This is a genomic window from Pseudomonas sp. TE4620 (genome assembly GCF_056279045.1).
Window position 1 is genome coordinate 1,903,626 of record NZ_JBWBQO010000001.1, and the last position, 18,566, is coordinate 1,922,191.

Consider the following 18,566-nt stretch of genomic DNA (forward strand, 5'->3'; position numbering starts at 1 on the left):
CGCTGCGCGCTATAGGGTGTCACCAGCCCTATAACAACAAGAGAGCGCTGCAATGCAACGATTGATCCCCACGCTGTTGGCCACTGCCCTGGCCTGTGCTTCGCTGCCGGCCCTGGCCGCCGCCGACCTGGTGCTGTTCAACGGCAAGGTCTACACCGGCGAACCCGGCCAGGGCCTGATGCAGGCGGTTGCGGTCAAGGATGGCAAGGTCCTGCAAGTGGGTAGCGATGCGCAGATCCAGGCCCTGGCCGACGCCCATACGCAACGCATCGACCTGGCCGGCAAGGTGCTGATGCCCGGCATGATCGACAGCCACAGCCACCCGGTGGTGGCGGCCTACGACAGCCTCGGCGCCAACCTGCAGGATGAGGTCAAGCCGCTGCCCGCGCTTGAGCAGTGGATCCTTGCCGAGGTCGAACAAGGCCGTGGCAAGGCTGGCGATGTGATCAGTGTCGCCGGGGCGAGTTCGGCCTACTGGGACAACAGTCGCGAACTTGGCCAGTTGTTCAACCAGGGCCGCTGGGCCACTCAGCCGCTGGTGCTTAGTGGCATCGACGGCCATACCGGTTGGGCCAACCAGGCCATGCTCAAGCGTATGCAGATCGACGCGGCGTGGGTCAAAAGCCTGTCCGAGCAAGACCGCAGTTATGTCGGCCACGAGGCCGACTTCAGCCCCAACGGCTACTTCGCCGAAGCGCGCTGGGACCAGGTCCGCAGCCAGATCCCCGCAGCCAGCCAGGAAGTGATGCTCAAGGCCGCACGCGAGGCGGTCAGGGTCAACAACCAGTATGGCGTCACCGCCTGGATGGATGCCGCAGCCAATGCCGGCAGCGGCGATTCGCTGTTCGATTTCAAGGCTACGGCGCAAACCGTTGGCGTGCTGCCGCTGTACCGGGCGCTGGCCGAGCGCGGTGAGCTCAATGCCCATGTCGCGGCGCTGATGATCACCAACCCCAAGAGCCGGCCGGCCGACCTTGAGGTGCTGGCCCAGGTCGTGAAGCAGTTCGAGGGGGTGCCCAACCTGAGTTTCCCGGGCATCAAGGTGTTTGTCGATGGCGTGCTCGAATATCCGGGGCAGTCGGCGGCGGTCATCACCCCGTACAGCAACAGCCACAAGAACGGCCAGTTGTTGATCGAGCCGCAGCATTTCGGCGAGCTGGTGGCCGCGGCCGAGCAGCGCGACTGGATTGTGCACATGCATGCGGTCGGTGACCGGGCGGTGCGCGAATCGCTCAATGGCGTGGCCTATGCACGCACGCTGCAAGGCAAGCCGCTGGCGCACAGCATCAGCCATCTGCAGATGGTCGACCCCAAGGACTTTGCGCGCTTCAAGCAACTGGGGGTGATCGCCTCCATGCAGATGCTCTGGGCGACCGCTGAAAACTACACCGTCGAGCTGGTCAAACCCTACGTCAGTGCCCAGGGCTACGCCTATCAATACCCGGCGCACTCGTTGCAACAGGCCGGTGCGCTGATCGCCGGCGCCAGCGACTGGCCGGTGTCCAGCCCCAACCCGTGGAATGCCATTGCCCAGGCCATGACCCGCAAGGGCCCGCTGGGTGTGCTCAATGCCAAGGAACGTGTCGACCGCCAGGTCATGTTCCAGGCCTACACCCTCAACGCCGCCAAGGCCCTGCGCCTGGAACGGCAGATCGGCTCGCTAGCGCCCGGCAAGCAGGCCGACCTGATCGTGCTCGATCGCGATGTGTTCAAGGTCAGCGCCCAGGAGCTGTTCGACACCAGGGTGCTCAAGACCTACTTCGCCGGCAAGCAGGTGTACGCCAGCGAGTCCTGACAGCGCCGTTACCCGCACACGCATAACAACAAGGGTCTGGTATGAACACACGCTTGCTCATTGCTTTCGCCTGCCTGGCGCCGCTGACGGCCCAGGCATTGACACTCAACGATTCCTTCAGCCTCGACATGAGCCTGGCCGCGACCAGCGACTACCGCTCCCGGGGCATCTCGCAAAGCCTCGGCGACCCGGCGCTGCAGGCCGGCGCCACGCTGATGCACAGCAGCGGCCTGTACCTGGGCGCCTGGACTTCGACGGTGGATTACGGCTTCGACTACAAGACCCGCCAGGAAATCGAGTACTACGCCGGCTGGTACTGGCAGGCCAGCGATGCCATCAGCCTGGATATTGGCTACCTCAAATACAGCTACCCCAAGGAAGGCCAGTTCAACATGAGCGAGGTCTACGCCATCCTTGACCTCTATGGGCTCAAGCTGGGCGCCTATTACTCAAGCGATGCGCCCAACGCCTTTGGCAAGGACCAGGACACCCTGTACAGCTATGTTGCCTACAGCTTCGCCTTGCCGGCCGAGGTCGGCCTGGAACTGCGGGCAGGGCGCAACGATGTCAAGGACCCGGCGTTCTGGTCGGCCAGTGGCGATGACCGCAATGCGTACTATGAGTGGGAGGCAAAGCTGAGTCGCGAGTTTGTCGGCGTGACCTGGGGCTTGAGTTACATCGACACCGACCTGTCCAAAAGCGAGTGCAGCAATTGGTATGGCTATGACGACCTGTGCTCGGCGACTGTGGTGGTAAGTGCCAGCAAGGCGTTCTGAGCCGGCATCAATCCAATGCTGAAGGCAGCGCCGAACCTGTGGGAGCGGGCTTGCCCCGCGATCGAGTGCGCAGCGCTGGTAATTTTCTGGCTGCACAAAGCCCATCGCTGGCAAGATGGGCGCAGTCCGGTAGAACGAGCGTTGTATGCCCCACGCCAACGATCACACGCCATGGCAGGTTTTCCTGATCTTCCTGCGCCTGGGCCTGACGTCGTTCGGTGGCCCCGTCGCCCACCTTGGCTTTTTTCGCCAGGAGTTCGTCAGCCGCCGGCGCTGGCTGAGCGAGCGCAGCTATGCCGACCTGGTGACGCTTTGCCAGTTTCTGCCGGGCCCTGCCAGCAGCCAGGTCGGCATCGCCCTGGGCCTGTCGCGCGCAGGTTACGCCGGGGCGCTGGCGGCCTGGCTGGGATTCACCCTGCCTTCGGCGCTGGCCCTGACCCTGCTGGCCCTGGGGCTGGGCGGTTATGCCGAGGCGGTGCCGGCCGGCACCCTCCATGGCCTTAAGGTGGTGGCGGTTGCGGTTGTCGCCCAGGCGGTGTGGGGCATGGCCCGCACGTTGTGCCCGGATGCGCCGCGGATTGTGCTGATGCTGGCGTCTGCCGGCCTGGTGCTGTTGCTGCCCGGTGCCGGGGCGCAGGTGGCGGTGATGGTTGCAGCGGCTGGCGCGGGGTTGATGCTGCTGAAACCGGGCGACAGCGTTGTCCACGAGCCTTTGCCGATCGGGGTCAGCCAGCGCGCTGGCGGCTGGTGGTGGCTGCTGTTCTTCGCCCTGTTGCTCGGTTTGCCGCTGCTGGCCGGGCTCTGGCCCGATCCGACCTTGAGCATGATTGATGCCTTCTACCGCACCGGCGCGCTGGTGTTCGGTGGCGGACACGTGATGCTGCCACTGCTGCAGGCTGAAGTGGTGCCCACCGGCTGGGTCGGCAACGAGACGTTTGTGGCAGGTTACGGCGCTGCCCAGGCTGTGCCCGGCCCCTTGTTCACCTTTGCCGCCTTTCTTGGCGCCTCGATGCACGGGCCGCAGTCCGGCTGGCTGGGGGCGGTGCTGTGCCTGCTGGCGATCTTCGCCCCGGCGTTCTTGCTGGTGTTCGCGGCGTTGCCGTTCTGGGAGCGCATGCGCCGCAACCCGCGCCTGCAGGCGGCGATGCTGGGCGTCAATGCGGCGGTGGTGGGGCTGTTGCTGGCGGCGTTGTATCAGCCGCTGTGGACCAGCGCCATTGGCCAGCCGCTGGATGTTGTCCTGGTGTTGCTGGCGCTGGTCGCACTGATGGCCTTCAAGCTGCCGCCCTGGCTGGTGGTGATCGCCTGTGGCCTGGGCGGGCAGTGCTTGAGCCTGCTCAGATAAAAATCGTGCCGCGCAGGTACAGCGCCGCCTGGCCGCTGATGATCACCCGGCCGTTGTCGAGCACTTGGCAATGCAACTGGCCTTTGCGCAGGCCGCCTTGCTCGGCGCTGAGGCTGTGCTTGCCCAGGCGCGCGGCCCAGTAGGGCGCCAGCGAGGTATGGGCAGAGCCGGTGACCGGGTCTTCATTGACGCCTACCCGCGGGCCGAACCAGCGCGAGACGAAGTCAACCTCGCGGCCCGGGGCGGTGACGGCGATGCCGCGCACGTCAAAGGCGGCCAGGGCGGCGAAGTCGGGGGCAAGCGCTGCGACCAGCGCCGGGTCGTCGACCACCACCAGGTAGTCATCGGTGCGGTACAGCGCCTCGATCCGCTCAAGCCCCAACGCCTGCAACAAGCCCTCGGGCACGGCCAGCGCCTGTGGCTGGCGGGCCGGGAAGTCCATGGCCAGGCGAGCGCCGTCACGCCGAACGCGCAACTCGCCGCTGCGGGTGGCAAAGCGCAGGGTGTCGCGTTGTTCGCCCAATTGCTCGAACAGCACCCAGGCCGCCGCCAGGGTGGCGTGGCCGCACAGGTCGACTTCTACCGTCGGGGTAAACCAGCGCAGCTCGAACAGCTCGCCATTGGCGACCACGAACGCGGTTTCCGAGAGGTTGTTTTCGGCAGCAATCTGCTGCAGCGTCGCGTCTGCCAGCCAGGCTTCAAGCGGGCACACCGCTGCCGGATTGCCGCCAAACGCCGTGGCTGAGAACGCGTCTACCTGGAATATTTCAACTTGCATGGGTCATTGCTGTCCGTTGTCTGTTGCCCGGAGCTGCTCCAGGTAGTTGTAGATGGTGTAGCGGGTCACGCCGAGCGATGCCGCGGCCTTTTCGATGCCGCCCTTGACCAGAAACAGGCCGCGTTCCTGCATCAGCCGCACCGCTTCGCGCTTTTGCGCCGTCTTCATGCCGAGCACACCGCCGGGGCAGGCGTCGTGAATGATCTCGGCCATCAGCTGTTGCAGGTCCCTGGTCTCGTCCGCCACCGGCGCGGCCGCACTGGCCAGGCCCAGCAGCCCGCCGAGCAACTGGTGCGCAGCTTCGACGGCGCTCAGATCGGCATTCACGCACAGGCTGGCAAACGGCTGCCCGCTGCTGTCGCGATAGACCACGGTAGCGCTGCGCAAGGTGCGGCCGTCGGGGGCGAGGGTGGCGTAGTTGTCGACCACGATCGGCTCGCAGCTGCTGCGATCGTCCATGGCCCGGCGCACCGCGGCAAAGCCCAGATCATGACGCGGGCTGCCGAGCAGCGAATCACCGACCCGGCGCCCGGTGACATGGCCGTTGGCGATGGCGAGGATCGAGCGCTCAGGGTTAAGCAGGTCGTGCAGGACAACCTCGGTATGGTTACCGACGACCTGGCTGAGCATTTTCAGGGTGCTGTGCAGTACGCCGAGGATAAGTTGCTGTTCGTGGTTCTTTGCTGGGCAAACCTTCATCGCAGCCTTCGTGGGCGTTGGACGGTGAAGGTAGGCTATCAACGTAAATTTTAAATATCAACACTGTGTTGAATTTGCTGTTTGTAGTCGCAGCAACCGCTCGACCTGCGCCAGCTCCCAGGTGCTGAGCAAGCTCACCGGATCTGTGCCCCATTGCCAGCTGTCCAGCGTGCCTACACGGCCATCGCTGCTGCGGCAGGCGAGGCAATGGTGCAAGTGGCTGCCGTCGAAATCCAGGTGCAGGCGCCAGCCATCGATGTCGATCTCAACCCCGACACGGCGCAACGGGCGAAGGCCGAGGGCGGCGTCACGCAGTTGCTGGCAAATTTCGCGGGCACTCAGGGCTGGCATCTGTTTCATTCTCAAAAGCGGGGGGCTGAGCTTAAAGCCTGCCGGCGCCAGTGTCAGCCGTTGCCCGGGCTTGATCTGCGCGAGCCAAGTGCGTAGCGTCCGCGCCCTGGTCCTTTGAGAAATTGCTATGACCCTGATGGAACGACTCTTCACCTGCGCGTTGGGATTGAGCGCAATCGCCCCGGCCGTGGCCGCCGACAGCCTGGCCATTGAACACTGGACCCAGCCCAGTGGCGCGCGGGTCTACCTGTTGGCGCAAAGCCAGGCCAGCGACCTGCAGATCCAGGTCGACTTCGATGCCGGCAGCCGCCGCGACCCACAGGACCAACCGGGCCTGGCGGTGCTTGGCGCGGTCCTCGCGGTGGAAGGTGTGCACGCCCAGGGCGACGCCCCGGAACTGAGCGGCAACGCGCTGCGCATGGACTGGATGCGCCTGGACAGCCAACTCAATACCCAGGTCGATGCCGACCGTTTCAGCTACATCCTGACCATTACCGATAACAACCCCCAGCGCCAGGCCGAGGCCAGCGCCTTGCTCGGCCGGCAGATTGCCGAGCCGGCCTTTGCCGGCAGTATCTGGTTTCGCGCCAAGCCCTATTACATTCGCCAGGTCAACGGTGAAACCACCAAGCGTTTTCCCGGGGTAGGGCATCGCTTTGCCCAGGCGCTGTACGGCGACCACCCTTATGCCCGCGAGCTGACCCGCCCGGGGCTGCAGCGCAACAAGCAGATCGACCTGTACGAATACGCGCTGCCGTTCGGCTATGCCCTGACCCCGGCCATGCTCGAACGTACCCGCATGGAAGATCTGCGCAGCCATTACACGGCAATGATGCTGCCGTGCCGGGCCACGGTCAGCCTGGTCGGCAAGCTTGACCGGGCCCAGGCCGATGCCGTGGCCAGCGCGGTACTGGGGCGCTTGCCGAGCGGTCAGTGCACGGCATTGCCGGCGCTGCCCAAGGTGCAGGCCCTGAGCCGGGCCAGCCACCAGCAGATCGAGCCACAGCAAGGCACGATCTGGATACAGATCGGCCAGCCGGCGGTGCCGCGTAGCGACCCGGACTTTTTCCCGTTGCTGCTGGGCAGCGACATTCTCGGTGGCGAGCACTGGCCGACGCGGCTCAATCGGGCCATCGGCCAGGCGCTTGGCGGTGATGTCAGTTGGCAGTCGGCCAGCTATTTCGCCATAGGCCAGCAAGCCGGGGCGTTTGTGATCTCTGTGGAAGTGAGCGCCGGGTACCAGCAGCAGGCCGAGCAAGCGGTTCATCAAGCGTTGGCACGCTTTGTCAGCGAAGGCCCGAGACCGGAGGAGCTGGACGAGGCCAAGGCGCGTTTGCTTGCCCATTTTGACGGTACCAGCCGCCAGCGCCTGCTTGAGCACGTGGCGCAGGTCGCCTTGAACCAGCTGCCGGACGACACCCTGGTGACCTGGCGCGAGCAGCTTGAGGCGGTGACGCCTGCGCACGTAAAAGCGGCATTCCAGCGCGTCGTACAGCCGGGTAAACAGGCGACGGTGGTGGCGGGGCAGGACTACTGAGTTTACCTCGCGATCAGCCGCGCAAAAAATCCGGGGTATTGAAATTGCTCAGGCGCGGGTCTCCCTCGGCGCACTCCAGCGCCCGCAGCGGATGCTGGCGCAAGGTTCGCTGCACCCCCCGGTCGCCGGCGTCCCAGGCGTGCTGCAAGTCGCTGCGCAAGGCGCAGGGGATCAGGCTGAACATCGGCTGCCAGTAACCACCCTGGCGAATCATCGCCGGTTGCTGCTGGTCATTGGCCAGGTTCATCAGCTCAAGGATCAGTGCCTGGTCAATCAGTGGCGCATCGCAGGCCAGCACCAGTATCCAGTCGTGGCGCGCCACTGCAAGCCCGGCCAGTACTCCGGCCAGCGGCCCGGGGAAGTCCGCCTCGGCGTCGCCGACCAGTTGATCGGCATAGGCCCGGTAGCGGTCCTGGTTGCGGTTGCAGGAGATGATCAGGTCGTCGGTCAGCGGCCGCACCACGGCGTGGATGTGGGCGATCAGCGGCTGGCCCTGCCAGTCGAGCAGGCCTTTGTCCTGGCCGCCCATGCGCTGGCCACGGCCACCGGCAAGAATGAGGATGGAGCAGGGAGGCGGGGCGGCGGGCATGGTCAGGGTTCCTGGCAGTATCAGCCGCTCACCTTCCCATGCACGCCGCGGTCTGTCCAGATCAGCTGTCGCTGGCTTCTGGCGCAGGGGCTTGAGCCTTGGCCCGGCGTTTGCCGGTCAGGCGCATCACAACAACAAAGAACACCGGCACGAACACCACCGCCAGGGTGGCGCTGAGCATGCCGCCGATCACCCCGGTACCGATCGCCTGCTGGCTGGCGGAGCTTGCGCCGCTGGCAATTGCCAGGGGCACCACGCCGAGGATGAATGCCAGCGAGGTCATGACGATCGGCCGCAGGCGCAGGCGCGCCGCCTGCACGGTGGCATCGACCAGGTCGTGGCCTTCATCGACCAGGCTCTTGGCGAACTCGATGATGAGGATGGCGTTCTTCGCCGACAGGCCGATCAGGGTGATTAGGCCGACCTTGAAGAACACATCGTTGGGCATGCCGCGCAGGCTCACCGCAATCACCGCGCCGAGCACCCCCAGCGGTACCACCAGCAGCACCGAGGTCGGGATCGACCAGCTCTCGTACAAGGCCGCCAGGCACAGGAACACCACCAGCAGCGACAAGGCCATGAGGATCGGCGCCTGGGAGCCGGACAAGCGCTCCTGCAGCGACAGCCCGGTCCATTCCAGGCCCATGCCCAAGGGCAGTTGGTCGACCAGGCGCTGGATCTCGTTCATCGCCTCGCCGGAGCTATAGCCCGGTGCCGGCTCGCCCGACACGGCAATCGCCGGGTAGCCGTTGTAGCGGGTCAGCTGCACGGGGCCGGTGATCCACTTGGCCTGGACGAACGCCGACAGGGGCACCATCTTGCCGCTGCTGTTGCGCACGTGAATTTTCAGCAGGTCATCGACCTGGCTGCGCTGGTCGCCTTCGGCCTGCACCACCACGCGCTGCATGCGCCCCTGGTTGGGGAAGTCGTTGACGTAGTTGGAACCCACCGCAGTGTTGAGCACGTTGCCGATATCGGCAAACGATACGCCCAGGGCGTTGGCCTGCTTGCGGTCGACTTCCAGCTGCACCTGCGGGCTTTCGGCCAGGGCGCTTTCGCGCACGTTGACCAGCACCGGGCTCTTCTCGGCGGCGGCGAGCAACTGGTCACGCGCCGCCATCAGCCCGGCATGGCCGAGGCCACCGCGGTCCTGCAGGCGGAACTCGAAACCGCTGGAAGTGCCCAGGCCGTCCACCGGCGGTGGCAGCACCGAATAGGCGATGGCGTCCTTGAGCTGGCTGAAGGCGGCGTTGGCGCGGTCGGCGATCGATTGCGCGCTGTCGTCGCTGCCGCGTTCGGACCAGTCCTTGAGGGTGGTGAATGCCAGCGCCGCGTTCTGGCCGTTGCCAGAGAAGCTGAAACCGAGAATCAGCGTGCTGTTGCCCACGCCAGGTTCGGTGGCGTTGTGCGCCTCGATTTGCGCCGCCACCTGTTCGGTGCGGGCGCGGCTGGCCCCCGGCGGCAGCTGGATGTCGGTGATGGTGTAGCCCTGGTCTTCGGTGGGCAGGAACGAGGAGGGCAACTGGCTGAAGCCGTACACCAGCCCGGCCACCAGCACCGCGTAGAATAGCAGGTAGCGACCGCTGCGCTTGAGGGCCTGGATCACCCAGCGCTGGTAGCCGTTGGTCATGCTCTCGAAGCGGCGGTTGAACCAGCCGAAGAAGCCGGTTTTTTCGTGGTGCGAACCCTTGGCAATCGGCTTGAGCAAGGTCGCGCACAGGGCCGGGGTCAGGCTCAGGGCGAGGAACGCCGAGAACAGGATCGACACTGCCATCGACACCGAGAACTGCTGATAGATGACCCCCACTGAGCCTGCCTTTCATGAAGGCCATCGGCAGGAATACCGCCACCAGTACCAGGGTGATGCCGACGATGGCGCCGCTGATCTGGCTCATGGCCTTTTTGGTCGCCTCGCGCGGCGCCAGGCCTTCCTCGCTCATGATCCGCTCGACGTTCTCGACCACGACGATGGCGTCGTCCACCAGGATACCGATGGCCAAAACCATGCCGAACAGGGTCAGGACGTTGACCGAGAAGCCCAGCGACAGCATCACCGCAAAGGTGCCCATCAACGCCACCGGCACCACCAGGGTCGGGATCAGCGTGTAGCGGATGTTCTGCAGGAACAGGAACATCACCGCGAACACCAGGGCCATGGCTTCGAGCAGGGTGGTGATCACCTGCTGGATCGAGACCTTGACGAACGGCGAGGTGTCGTAGGGGATGTCGAACTTGGCCCCCGGCGGCAGGTAGCGCGATAGCTCGCTGAGCTTGGCTTGCACCAGGGTCGCGGTTTCCATGGCGTTGGCGCCGGGCGACAGCTGCACGCTGAAGGCACTGGTCGGCTTGCCGTTGAGGCGGGTGCCGTACTGGTACTCCTGGCTGCCGATCTCGACCCGGGCGACATCGCCAATGGTCACGGTCGAGCCATCGGGGTTGGCGCGCAGGACGATGTCCTGGAACTCCTGGACCGTGCTGAGCTGGCCCTTGATCACCACGTTGGCGGTGATTTCCTGGGTGCCGGTGCCCGGCAGGTCGCCGATGCTGCCCGGCGCCACCTGGGCGTTTTGCGCGGCAATGGCCTCGTTGACGTCATCGGGGGTGAGGTTGAAGCCGATCAGCCTGGCCGGGTCGATCCAGATGCGCATGGCCCGCTCCGAACCATACAGCTGGGCCTTGCCGACACCCTTGAGGCGGCGGATCTCGTTCATCACGTTGCGGGCGAGAAAATCGCTCAGGGTGACTTCGTCAAGGCTGCCGTCCATGGCCGTGAGGGTCACCATCAGCAGGAAGCCGGTGGAGACTTTCTCGACTTGCAGGCCTTGCTGGGTGACCGGGCGCGGCAGGCGCGACTCGACCACTTTCAGGCGGTTCTGCACATCGACCTGGGCCAGGTCCGGGTTGGTGCCCGGTTCGAAGGTGGCGGTGATGGTGGCGCTGCCCAGGCTGCTTTGCGAGCTGAAATAGAGCAGGTTGTCGGCACCGTTGAGCTCTTCCTCGATCAGGCTGACCACGCTGTCGTCGATGGTCTGCGCCGAGGCACCCGGGTACACGGCGTAGATTTCCACCTGCGGCGGCGCCACGTCGGGGTACTGGGCCACCGGCAATTGCGGGATGGCCAGGGCGCCGGCAAGCAGGATGAACAAGGCGACCACCCAGGCGAACACCGGGCGGTCAATGAAAAACTGCGGCATGAATCAGGCCCTCACTGGCCGTTGGACTGAACGATGGGGAGGGCGTCCTTGCCCGCGTTGTCGACCTCTACCTGGTCGCCGGGGCTGATGTGCTGCAGGCCTTCGACCACCACCCGGTCACCGGGGGCCAGGCCTTCGCTGACAATCCAGCGGTCGTTCTGCACACTGCCCAGCACCACCGGGCGTTCGCTGACGCGCTGTTCGCCATCGACCAGCATGACCTTCGGCTTGCCGGCGCTGTCGCGCAGGATGGCCCGCTGCGGCACGCTGATGCCTTGCTGCTTGACCGCCTGCTCCAGGCGCACGCGGATGAAGCTGCCCGGCAGCAGGTCGAGGTCGGGGTTGGGGAACTCGCTGCGCAGGGTGATCTGGCCGGTGCTCGGGTCGACGCTGATGTCCGAGAACAGCAGTTTGCCCGGCAGCGGGTAGGGCGTGCCGTCGTCCTGGATCAGCGTCGCGCTGGCCTGGTCCTGGCCCACCTGCTGCAGTTCGCCGGCACGCAGGGCGCGGCGCAGGGCATTGAGTTCGCGGGTCGACTGGGTGACGTCGGCATGGATCGGGTCGAGCTGCTGGATGGTCGCCAGCGGTGTGGTTTCGTTCTGCCCGACCAATGCCCCTTCGGTCACCAGGGCGCGGCCGATGCGTCCGGAAATCGGCGCGGTGACGGTGGCGTAACCGAGGTTGAGCCTGGCTCGCTCAAGCGCCGCCTTGGCCGCGGCGACGTCGGCATCGGCCTGCAGGAAGGCGGCGCGGGCATCGTCGTGCTGCTGGCGGCTGATGGCATTGATGGCGATCAGTTCGCGGTAACGCTGATCCTGCAGGCGCGCCTGGTAGCGCGTGGCCTCGGCGCGGGCCAGGGCGGCGCGGGCACTGTCGAAGTCGGCCTGGAACGGCGCCGGGTCGATGCGAAACAGCACATCGCCCTGTTTGACGTCGCTGCCTTCGCGGTACACGCGCTTGAGCACCACGCCGGCCACCCGCGCGCGCACTTCGGCAGTGCGCGGGGCGAGGATGCGGCCATTGAGCTCGGTGGTGATCGCCAGCGGCTGCACCTGCACGGTCTCGACCCGCACTGCGCTGGGCGGGGCCTTTTCTTCGGCAGGCGATTTGTCGTCGCAGGCGCTCAGGGCGAAAGTGATCAACAACAGCGGCGCCAGGGCGCGCAGACGGGCGGGACTTGAACTGGACATGCGGATCTTCCGAAAATGACCCGGCAATGCTAAGGCAGGCGACCGACGGGCAACAGTTAAGCTGTGTAGGCCATGTGTAAAAAAGTGTGAAGCTTTATCCTGCGAGCGCGTGAGCTCTTATATCCTGCCTGACTTTCCCAGCCTGTCAAACTGCCCATGCCCAATATTCTCCTGGTCGAAGACGACTGCGCCCTGTCCGAACTGATCGCCAGCTACCTGCAGCGCAACGACTTCAGCGTCAGCGTGATTGCTCGTGGCGATCACGTGCTGGCCGAGGCGCGGCGCAACAAACCGGACCTGGTGATCCTCGACCTGATGCTGCCGGGCCTCGACGGCCTGCAGGTGTGCCGGCTGTTGCGCGCCGAGTCCCAGGCCCTGCCGATCCTCATGCTGACCGCCCGCGACGATAGCCACGACCAGGTGCTGGGCCTGGAAATGGGCGCCGACGACTACGTGACCAAACCGTGCGAACCACGGGTGCTGCTGGCGCGGATACGCACCTTGCTGCGCCGCAGCAGCATCAACGAGCCACGCCTTGAGAGCGACCTGATCGTGGTCGGCGGCCTGCGCATCGATCTGGCCGAGCGCAATGTGTTCTGGCGCGAGCAGCCGGTGGAGCTGTCCAGCGGCGAATTCAATCTGCTGGTGGTGCTGGCGCGCAATGCCGGCGTGGTGCTCAGCCGCGACCGCATCCTCCAGCAACTGCGCGGCATCGAGTTCAACGGCACCGACCGCTCGGTGGACGTGGCGATTTCCAAGCTGCGGCGCAAGTTCGACGACAGCGCAGGCGAGGCGCGCAAGATCAAGACCGTGTGGGGCAAGGGGTATCTGTTCAGCCGGGTCGAGTGGGAGTTCTAGCGGCTCATGCTGAAAATCCTCATCCGCCTGTACCTGATCACCATCGTCGCCTATGCCGGGGCGATCTTTTTGATTCCCGATGCCATCGTCGGCGCCTTTCACCAGCGTTTCATTGCCTACAACCTTGACCAGGCCCGTGGCGTGCAACGCTTGATCGTCAAGCAGTTCGAGCAGGTGCCGAGCACTGAATGGCCGGCCAAGGCCAAGGAACTGGCGGCGGATTTCGCCCCGCTGGAAATCCAACTGCGCCGCCAGGACCAGATTGGCCTCAGCTATGCGGAGCGCGACCGCCTCAAGGCCGGCCTGAACGTGGTGCGCCTGGGCGACTGGGGCTACTACGAGACCGCCCTGGCACCACTGGACGACACCTGGCTGGTGGAACTGAGCAATCCGCCCGACCCCCTGGACATCAGCCTGCTGTCCTGGGTGGTGACCGTGCTGATCGGCGCCGCGCTGCTCGGCTGCCTGCTGTTCTGGGTCTGGCCGCACTGGCGCGACCTTGAACGGCTCAAGGAAACCGCCCGGCGCCTGGGCCAGGGCGAGCTGTCGCAGCGCACGCATATTCCGCCGCGCTCGAACATCGGCGAACTGGCCCAGGTGTTCGACACCATGGCCCAGGACGTCGAACGCCTGCTGACCCAGCAGCGCGAACTGCTCAATGCCGTGTCCCATGAGCTGCGCACGCCGCTGACACGCCTGGATTTTGGCCTGGTGCTGCTGTTTGACGAAGTCCCGCCCAACTGCCGCAAGCGCCTGCTGGAACTGGTCGGGCATGTGCGCGAGCTGGATGAACTGGTGCTCGAGCTGTTGTCCTACAGCCGTCTGCAGAACGCCGACCAGGCCCGCGAGCGGGTCGAGGTGTCGCTGCTGGAGCTGGTCGACAGCATCCTCGGCAGCTTTGCCGAAGAGCTCGATGGCCGTGGCATCGAATGGCAGGTGCGCGCCGACGACAACCTGCCGCGCTTCATCCTCGACCCACGGCTGACCGCCCGTGCCTTGCAGAACCTGGTACGCAACGCCATGCGCTACTGCGACGGGCAGATCCTCCTGCGCCTGAGCCTCGACCCCCAGGGCCATTGCCTGCTGACCGTGGAGGACAACGGCATCGGCATCCCCCACGACCAGCGCGAGCTGATCTTCCAGCCGTTCTACCGCCTGGACCGCAGCCGCGACCGTACCACCGGCGGCTTCGGCCTGGGCCTGGCGATCAGCCGCCGGGCCATCGAAGGCCAGGGCGGCACCCTGACGGTCGGGCAGTCGGCGCTGGGCGGTGCGCAGTTCAAGATCAGGCTGCCGCGCGGCTAGCGGCGCGGGCGCAAGTCGCGCCAGTGCTGCTCGACGTAGTCCAGGCACAGCGCTTTGCGCTGCGGGCCGAACACCGCCTGCCAGCCGGGCGGGCAGGCCAGGTAGGCCGGCCACAGGCTGTGCTGGTGCAAGTGATTGCGCAGCACCTGGAATTGCCCTTGCGGGTTGTCGAATGGGCTGCTCATGGGTTCACCTCCTGGGCACGGCGGGCGCTTTCGCTGGCCTGCAGGGCCCTGGCCAGCAGCGGTGCGATCTGCGCCACGGCGTCGGCACGCAGCATGTTTTCGTGCATGCAGGCAATATCGTGGACCTGCAACCGGCCATCGACGTGGGTGCGCCAGTGCTCGGGGTCTTGCCACAGGGCGTCACGCAGCCCTTCGGTAGCGCGCAGGAACAACACCTCGCCGGCAAACACCTGCGGTTTGAAACGCTCCATCAACGGCACGGTCTGGCGCACTTCATCGCAGAAGGCCTGGACGATCGCGCCTTCCAGGTTGAGCACTTCGGCCAGGTAACGGCGCTGCTCGGCGATCGGTTGCAAGGGCTGGCTGAAGTCTGCCGGGCTGTTGGTCAGGGTGCCGATCAGCAGGGCCAGCAGTTGTTGGTCGCTCAGTTGCGGGACCTGGCTGTGAGGTTGCAGCGGGTAGCCGTCGAGCAGCGCCAGCAGTGCCACTGACTCGCCCTCGCGCTGCAGCAAGGTCGCCACGGCGTGGGCGACATGGCAGCCGAATGACCAGCCGAGCAAATGGTACGGGCCAACCGGCTGGACCTTGCGGATCTGCGCCAGGTAGTCGCTGGCGCAGGCTTCGACGCTCTGCGGGCGTAGCCCCGGGTTGCGCAGGCCGCGAGCCTGCAGGGCATACAGCGGGCGGTCGGGCAGGTAACCACTGAGCGCCGCGTAAGGCCAGCCCAGGCCGCCGCCCGGCGGCAGGCAGAACAGCGGCGCCTGGCTGCCCTCGCTGCGCAGTTCCAGCAGCACCGTGAACGGGTCGCCAGGACGGACCAGGTCCGCGCTGCGCTGGAGCTGCTCGGCAAACTGGTGCAGCACCGGGCGGGTGAACAGATCGGTGGGCATCACTTCTATGCCCAGTTGCTGGCGCAAGCGTGCGGCGACTTGCACTGCCAGGATCGAATGGCCGCCCAGTTCGAAGAAGTGGCTGTTGCGGTCGATACCCTGGCGCTGCAGCAGTTCACTCCAGATCTGCACCAAGGCCTGTTCGAGCGGGCCTTGCGCAGGCTCGGCGGGGCGTTGTGCCTGCAGGTGCTGCGCCGGCACCGGCAGCGCCCGGCGGTCGAGCTTGCCATTGGCGGTGCACGGCAGTTGCGCCAGCACCACAAATACCTTGGGCACCATGTACTCGGGCAGGCGCTCGCCCAGGTAATAGCCAAGCTGGCCCAGGTCCAGCGCCTGTTCACCGGCCAGCACCAGGTAGGCCACCAGTTGTTGCTGGCCGGGGCAGTCTTCGCGCACCTGCACCGTACAGCGGGCAATCTGCGGATGGCTGGCCAGCAGGTGCTCGATCTCGCCGAGCTCGATGCGCAGGCCGCGCAGCTTGACCTGCTGATCAACCCGCCCGAGGTATTCAAGCTGGCCGTCGGCGCGCCACAGTGCCAGGTCGCCGGTACGGTACAGGCGGCTGCCGGGCGGCCCGAACGGGTTGGCGACAAAGCGCTCGGCGGTCAGCCCCGGGCGGCGGTGATAACCCCGGGCCAGGCCGATGCCGCCCAGGTACAGCTCACCAGGGCTGCCGATTGCCTGCTGGTGCAGGCTGCTGTCGAGTACATAGGCCTGCAGGTTGGCGATCGGTTGGCCGATCGGCACGCTGTGGCTACCATCGTCGCGACAAGTCCAGTGACTGACATCGATGGCCGCTTCGGTGGGGCCATAGAGGTTGTGCAGGGCGGTATTGGGTAGCGCCTGCAGCACCTGGTGCTGCAGCTCGGCGGGCAGCGCTTCGCCGCTGCAGATGATGTGCCGCAGGCTTTGGCCCTGGCCGGGTTGGAGCTCGGGCACAAACACCTGCAGCATCGACGGCACGAAGTGCAGGGTGGTGACCTGGTAGCGCTGGATCAGCGCCAGCAACTGTTGCGGGTCGCGGTGGGCCCCGGGCTCGGCGATAGCCAGGCGGGCACCGCTCATCAACGGCCAGAAGAACTCCCAGACCGACACGTCAAAGCCACAAGGGGTCTTCTGCAGCACAGTGTCGGCGCTCGTCAACGGGTAGGCCGCCTGCATCCACATCAACCGGTTGTACAAGGCCTCATGGCTGTTGCCGGCACCCTTGGGCTGGCCGGTGGAGCCGGAGGTGTAGATCAGGTAGGCGAGGTTGCTGCCTTGCACGTGGCTGAGGGGGGTATCGTCGTTGCCGTGCTCATCGTCCAGCAGGTCATCGAGCATCAGTTCAGGGGCAAGATTGGCGCCAAGGCCGCTGTACGCCTGCGCTGTCAGCAACAACTGGACTGCGCTGTCCTCGATCATGAAGCGCAGTCGCTCGCGCGGCAGCTCCAGGTCCAGCGGCACATAAGCGGCGCCGGCCTTGAGGATGGCCAGCAGGCCGATCACCAGTTCCAGCGAGCGCGGCATGGCGATGGCGACCAGGCTGTCGGCGCCGATGGCGTGCTGTTGCAGACGATTGGCCAGGCGATTGGCCTGCTGGTTCAGGCGCCCGTAGCTGAGCTGCTGGTTGGCGAACAGCAGCGCGCAGGCATCGGGTGTGCGCCGGGCCTGCTGCTCGATCAGTTGGCTGACCGGCTGCCACGGCGAGTAGTCCACCGCGGTGCGGTTCCAGGCGTGCAACTGCTGGTGCTGTTCGTCGCTCAGCAGTTCGATGCGGGCAACCATCTGTTGGGGCTGTTCGATCAGCGCGTCGAACACCTTGAGCAGGCGCTGCTGGTGTTCGGCCAGTGCCTGGGCGCTGTAAAGCCCGGGGTTGGCGTCGAAATCGAACTGCAGGTCCTGGCCCAGGCCGCGCTCATAGAAGAAGATGCCCAAATCGTCGGTGGTGCCGTTGGACAGGTTGCGTGCGCGGGTAGGGTGGCCGTCGAAGGCAATGGCGTAGTCGAAGGGCTCGATATTGACCAGGGTGGTGAACAGCTGCTGATGAGCCCCGTGCAGGCCCAGGTCGTTGCGCAGGTGCTCGTAGCGGTATGACTGGTGGCGCAGCAACTGGCGCATTTGCCGCGATACCTCCTGGACCAGCTCGGCCAGGCTCATGTCCGGGCGCATGCTCAGGCGCATCGGCATGGCGTTGGCGACCATGCCCGGCACCTGGCGCATGCGTGCGTTGCGCCGGGCGCTGAGCGGCACACCGATGACCATGTCCTGGTTGCCGGTGGCCCGATAGAGGTAGGCGGCGGTGGCGGCGGTGAGGATCTGCGGCAAGGTGCTGCCCAGTTCGCTGGCGCGCTGGCGCAGGGCGTCGACCCTGGCCGCGGGCAGGTGGGCGGTGCGGCGCAGCAGGCCGTCGTGGTTGAGGGTGCGCTGGCGCGCCAGGCTCATCGGCGCCGGCAGGTCGGCGAAGCGCTGCATCCAGTACTCGCGGTCACGCTGAAAGCGCTCCGACTGGCGATACTCGCTGTCTTGTTCGGCCAGTTCGCTGATCGGCAGCAAGGCGCTGGCGGCGGACACCGGCTGGCCTTCGCCGAGGGCCTGGTAGGTGTCGGCCAGGCGCCGCACCAGCAACCCGGCGCCAAAGCCGTCGAGGATGATGTGGTGCGGGCGCTGGTACCAGACAAAATGCGCCGGGCCCAGCTTGAGCAGCGCCGACATCCACAGCGGGTCGCAGCCCAGGTCGACGCGGCGCTGGATGTCGTCATGCATCCAGGCATCGGCACTGGCCCGTGGATCATCCGCCGTGCTGAAGTCGAGAAACGGCAGTTCCCCCCTGAATCGCGGGGCCAGCAGTTGCCGCGGGCCTTCGGCGCTGTCAACGAAGTTCAGCCGCACCGCTTCGGCCTCATCAGCCACTCGGCGCAGGGCGGTCATGAAGCGCTCGACGTCCACCGCGCCAAATATGTCGACGGACTCCGCCAGGTTCATGTTGGTCTGGGGTGGGGCAAGCTGGGCGTTGAACCACATGCACAGTTGGCCTGCGGTCAAGGGGTGGCCGGTTTCGCTGGTGATGTTCGAATCCATTCGAGTGTTCCTCT

Annotated in this window: 13 protein-coding genes and 1 pseudogene; 6 read left to right on the plus strand and 8 right to left on the minus strand. The window is 65.9% G+C overall.

What is annotated here, in order from left to right; genetic code table 11:
* Positions 1-52: 52 nt before the first annotated feature.
* The 3 genes from ACZ9A3_RS09080 to chrA all read left to right on the plus strand — a co-directional run bounded on the left by ACZ9A3_RS09080 (position 53) and on the right by chrA (position 3,916).
* On the plus strand, positions 53-1,795 hold the full coding sequence (locus tag ACZ9A3_RS09080; protein ID WP_476252419.1) for an amidohydrolase: 1,743 nt from the start codon (positions 53-55) through the stop codon (positions 1,793-1,795).
* Between the two features lie 41 nt (positions 1,796-1,836).
* Positions 1,837-2,571, plus strand: a complete 735-nt coding sequence (locus ACZ9A3_RS09085; protein WP_045198667.1) for a TorF family putative porin — start codon at positions 1,837-1,839, stop codon at positions 2,569-2,571.
* Positions 2,572-2,716: 145 nt separating this feature from the next.
* Entirely contained in the window at positions 2,717-3,916 is a 1,200-nt protein-coding gene (chrA, locus tag ACZ9A3_RS09090) for a chromate efflux transporter (RefSeq protein ID WP_476252420.1), read from the plus strand.
* Here chrA and ACZ9A3_RS09095 read toward each other — a convergent pair.
* The 3 genes from ACZ9A3_RS09095 to ACZ9A3_RS09105 are packed head-to-tail and all read right to left on the minus strand — an operon-like array spanning position 3,909 to position 5,744.
* Complete coding sequence (locus ACZ9A3_RS09095) at positions 3,909-4,694, minus strand: PhzF family phenazine biosynthesis protein (RefSeq protein WP_093383466.1); 786 nt, start codon at positions 4,692-4,694, stop codon at positions 3,909-3,911. The two genes, chrA and ACZ9A3_RS09095, sit on opposite strands and share 8 nt — an antisense overlap.
* A 3-nt stretch (positions 4,695-4,697) precedes the next feature.
* Positions 4,698-5,393, minus strand: a complete 696-nt coding sequence (locus ACZ9A3_RS09100) for a helix-turn-helix transcriptional regulator (RefSeq protein ID WP_093383461.1) — start codon at positions 5,391-5,393, stop codon at positions 4,698-4,700.
* A gap of 57 nt (positions 5,394-5,450) precedes the next feature.
* Complete coding sequence (locus ACZ9A3_RS09105) at positions 5,451-5,744, minus strand: DUF7693 family protein (RefSeq protein WP_476252421.1); 294 nt, start codon at positions 5,742-5,744, stop codon at positions 5,451-5,453.
* Positions 5,745-5,880: 136 nt separating this feature from the next.
* On the opposite strand from ACZ9A3_RS09105, the gene ACZ9A3_RS09110 reads away from it, so the two are divergent.
* The gene (locus ACZ9A3_RS09110) at positions 5,881-7,281 is read left to right on the plus strand and encodes a M16 family metallopeptidase (RefSeq protein ID WP_476252422.1); all 1,401 of its coding nucleotides are present in this window, start codon (positions 5,881-5,883) and stop codon (positions 7,279-7,281) included.
* Positions 7,282-7,294: 13 nt separating this feature from the next.
* Here the strand turns inward: ACZ9A3_RS09110 and mobA are convergent, their stop codons facing one another.
* The 3 genes and pseudogenes from mobA to ACZ9A3_RS09125 form a co-directional block, all read right to left on the minus strand.
* Positions 7,295-7,870 carry a molybdenum cofactor guanylyltransferase MobA gene (gene mobA / locus ACZ9A3_RS09115; RefSeq protein ID WP_195883889.1) on the minus strand — a complete coding sequence of 192 codons (576 nt, stop codon included), beginning with the start codon at positions 7,868-7,870 and terminating at the stop codon, positions 7,295-7,297.
* Positions 7,871-7,931: 61 nt separating this feature from the next.
* A pseudogene (locus ACZ9A3_RS09120) lies at positions 7,932-11,064 on the minus strand (multidrug efflux RND transporter permease subunit).
* 11 nt (positions 11,065-11,075) lie between these two features.
* Positions 11,076-12,254, minus strand: a complete 1,179-nt coding sequence (locus tag ACZ9A3_RS09125; protein WP_093383439.1) for an efflux RND transporter periplasmic adaptor subunit — start codon at positions 12,252-12,254, stop codon at positions 11,076-11,078.
* A 156-nt stretch (positions 12,255-12,410) separates the two neighbouring features.
* Here ACZ9A3_RS09125 and ACZ9A3_RS09130 point away from each other — a divergent pair, with 156 nt between their 5' ends.
* Complete coding sequence (locus ACZ9A3_RS09130) at positions 12,411-13,112, plus strand: response regulator (protein ID WP_045198685.1); 702 nt, start codon at positions 12,411-12,413, stop codon at positions 13,110-13,112.
* A 6-nt stretch (positions 13,113-13,118) separates the two neighbouring features.
* The gene (locus ACZ9A3_RS09135; RefSeq protein WP_045198688.1) at positions 13,119-14,417 is read left to right on the plus strand and encodes an ATP-binding protein; all 1,299 of its coding nucleotides are present in this window, start codon (positions 13,119-13,121) and stop codon (positions 14,415-14,417) included.
* Here ACZ9A3_RS09135 and ACZ9A3_RS09140 read toward each other — a convergent pair.
* Both ACZ9A3_RS09140 and ACZ9A3_RS09145 read right to left on the minus strand, forming a co-directional pair.
* On the minus strand, positions 14,414-14,602 hold the full coding sequence (locus ACZ9A3_RS09140) for an MbtH family protein (RefSeq protein WP_045198690.1): 189 nt from the start codon (positions 14,600-14,602) through the stop codon (positions 14,414-14,416). The genes ACZ9A3_RS09135 and ACZ9A3_RS09140 overlap by 4 nt on opposite strands.
* A complete protein-coding gene (locus ACZ9A3_RS09145; protein ID WP_476252423.1) occupies positions 14,599-18,552 on the minus strand; it encodes an amino acid adenylation domain-containing protein in 3,954 nt (1,317 codons plus the stop codon). The genes ACZ9A3_RS09140 and ACZ9A3_RS09145 overlap by 4 nt, the downstream gene beginning before the upstream one ends.
* Positions 18,553-18,566 lie beyond the last annotated feature (14 nt).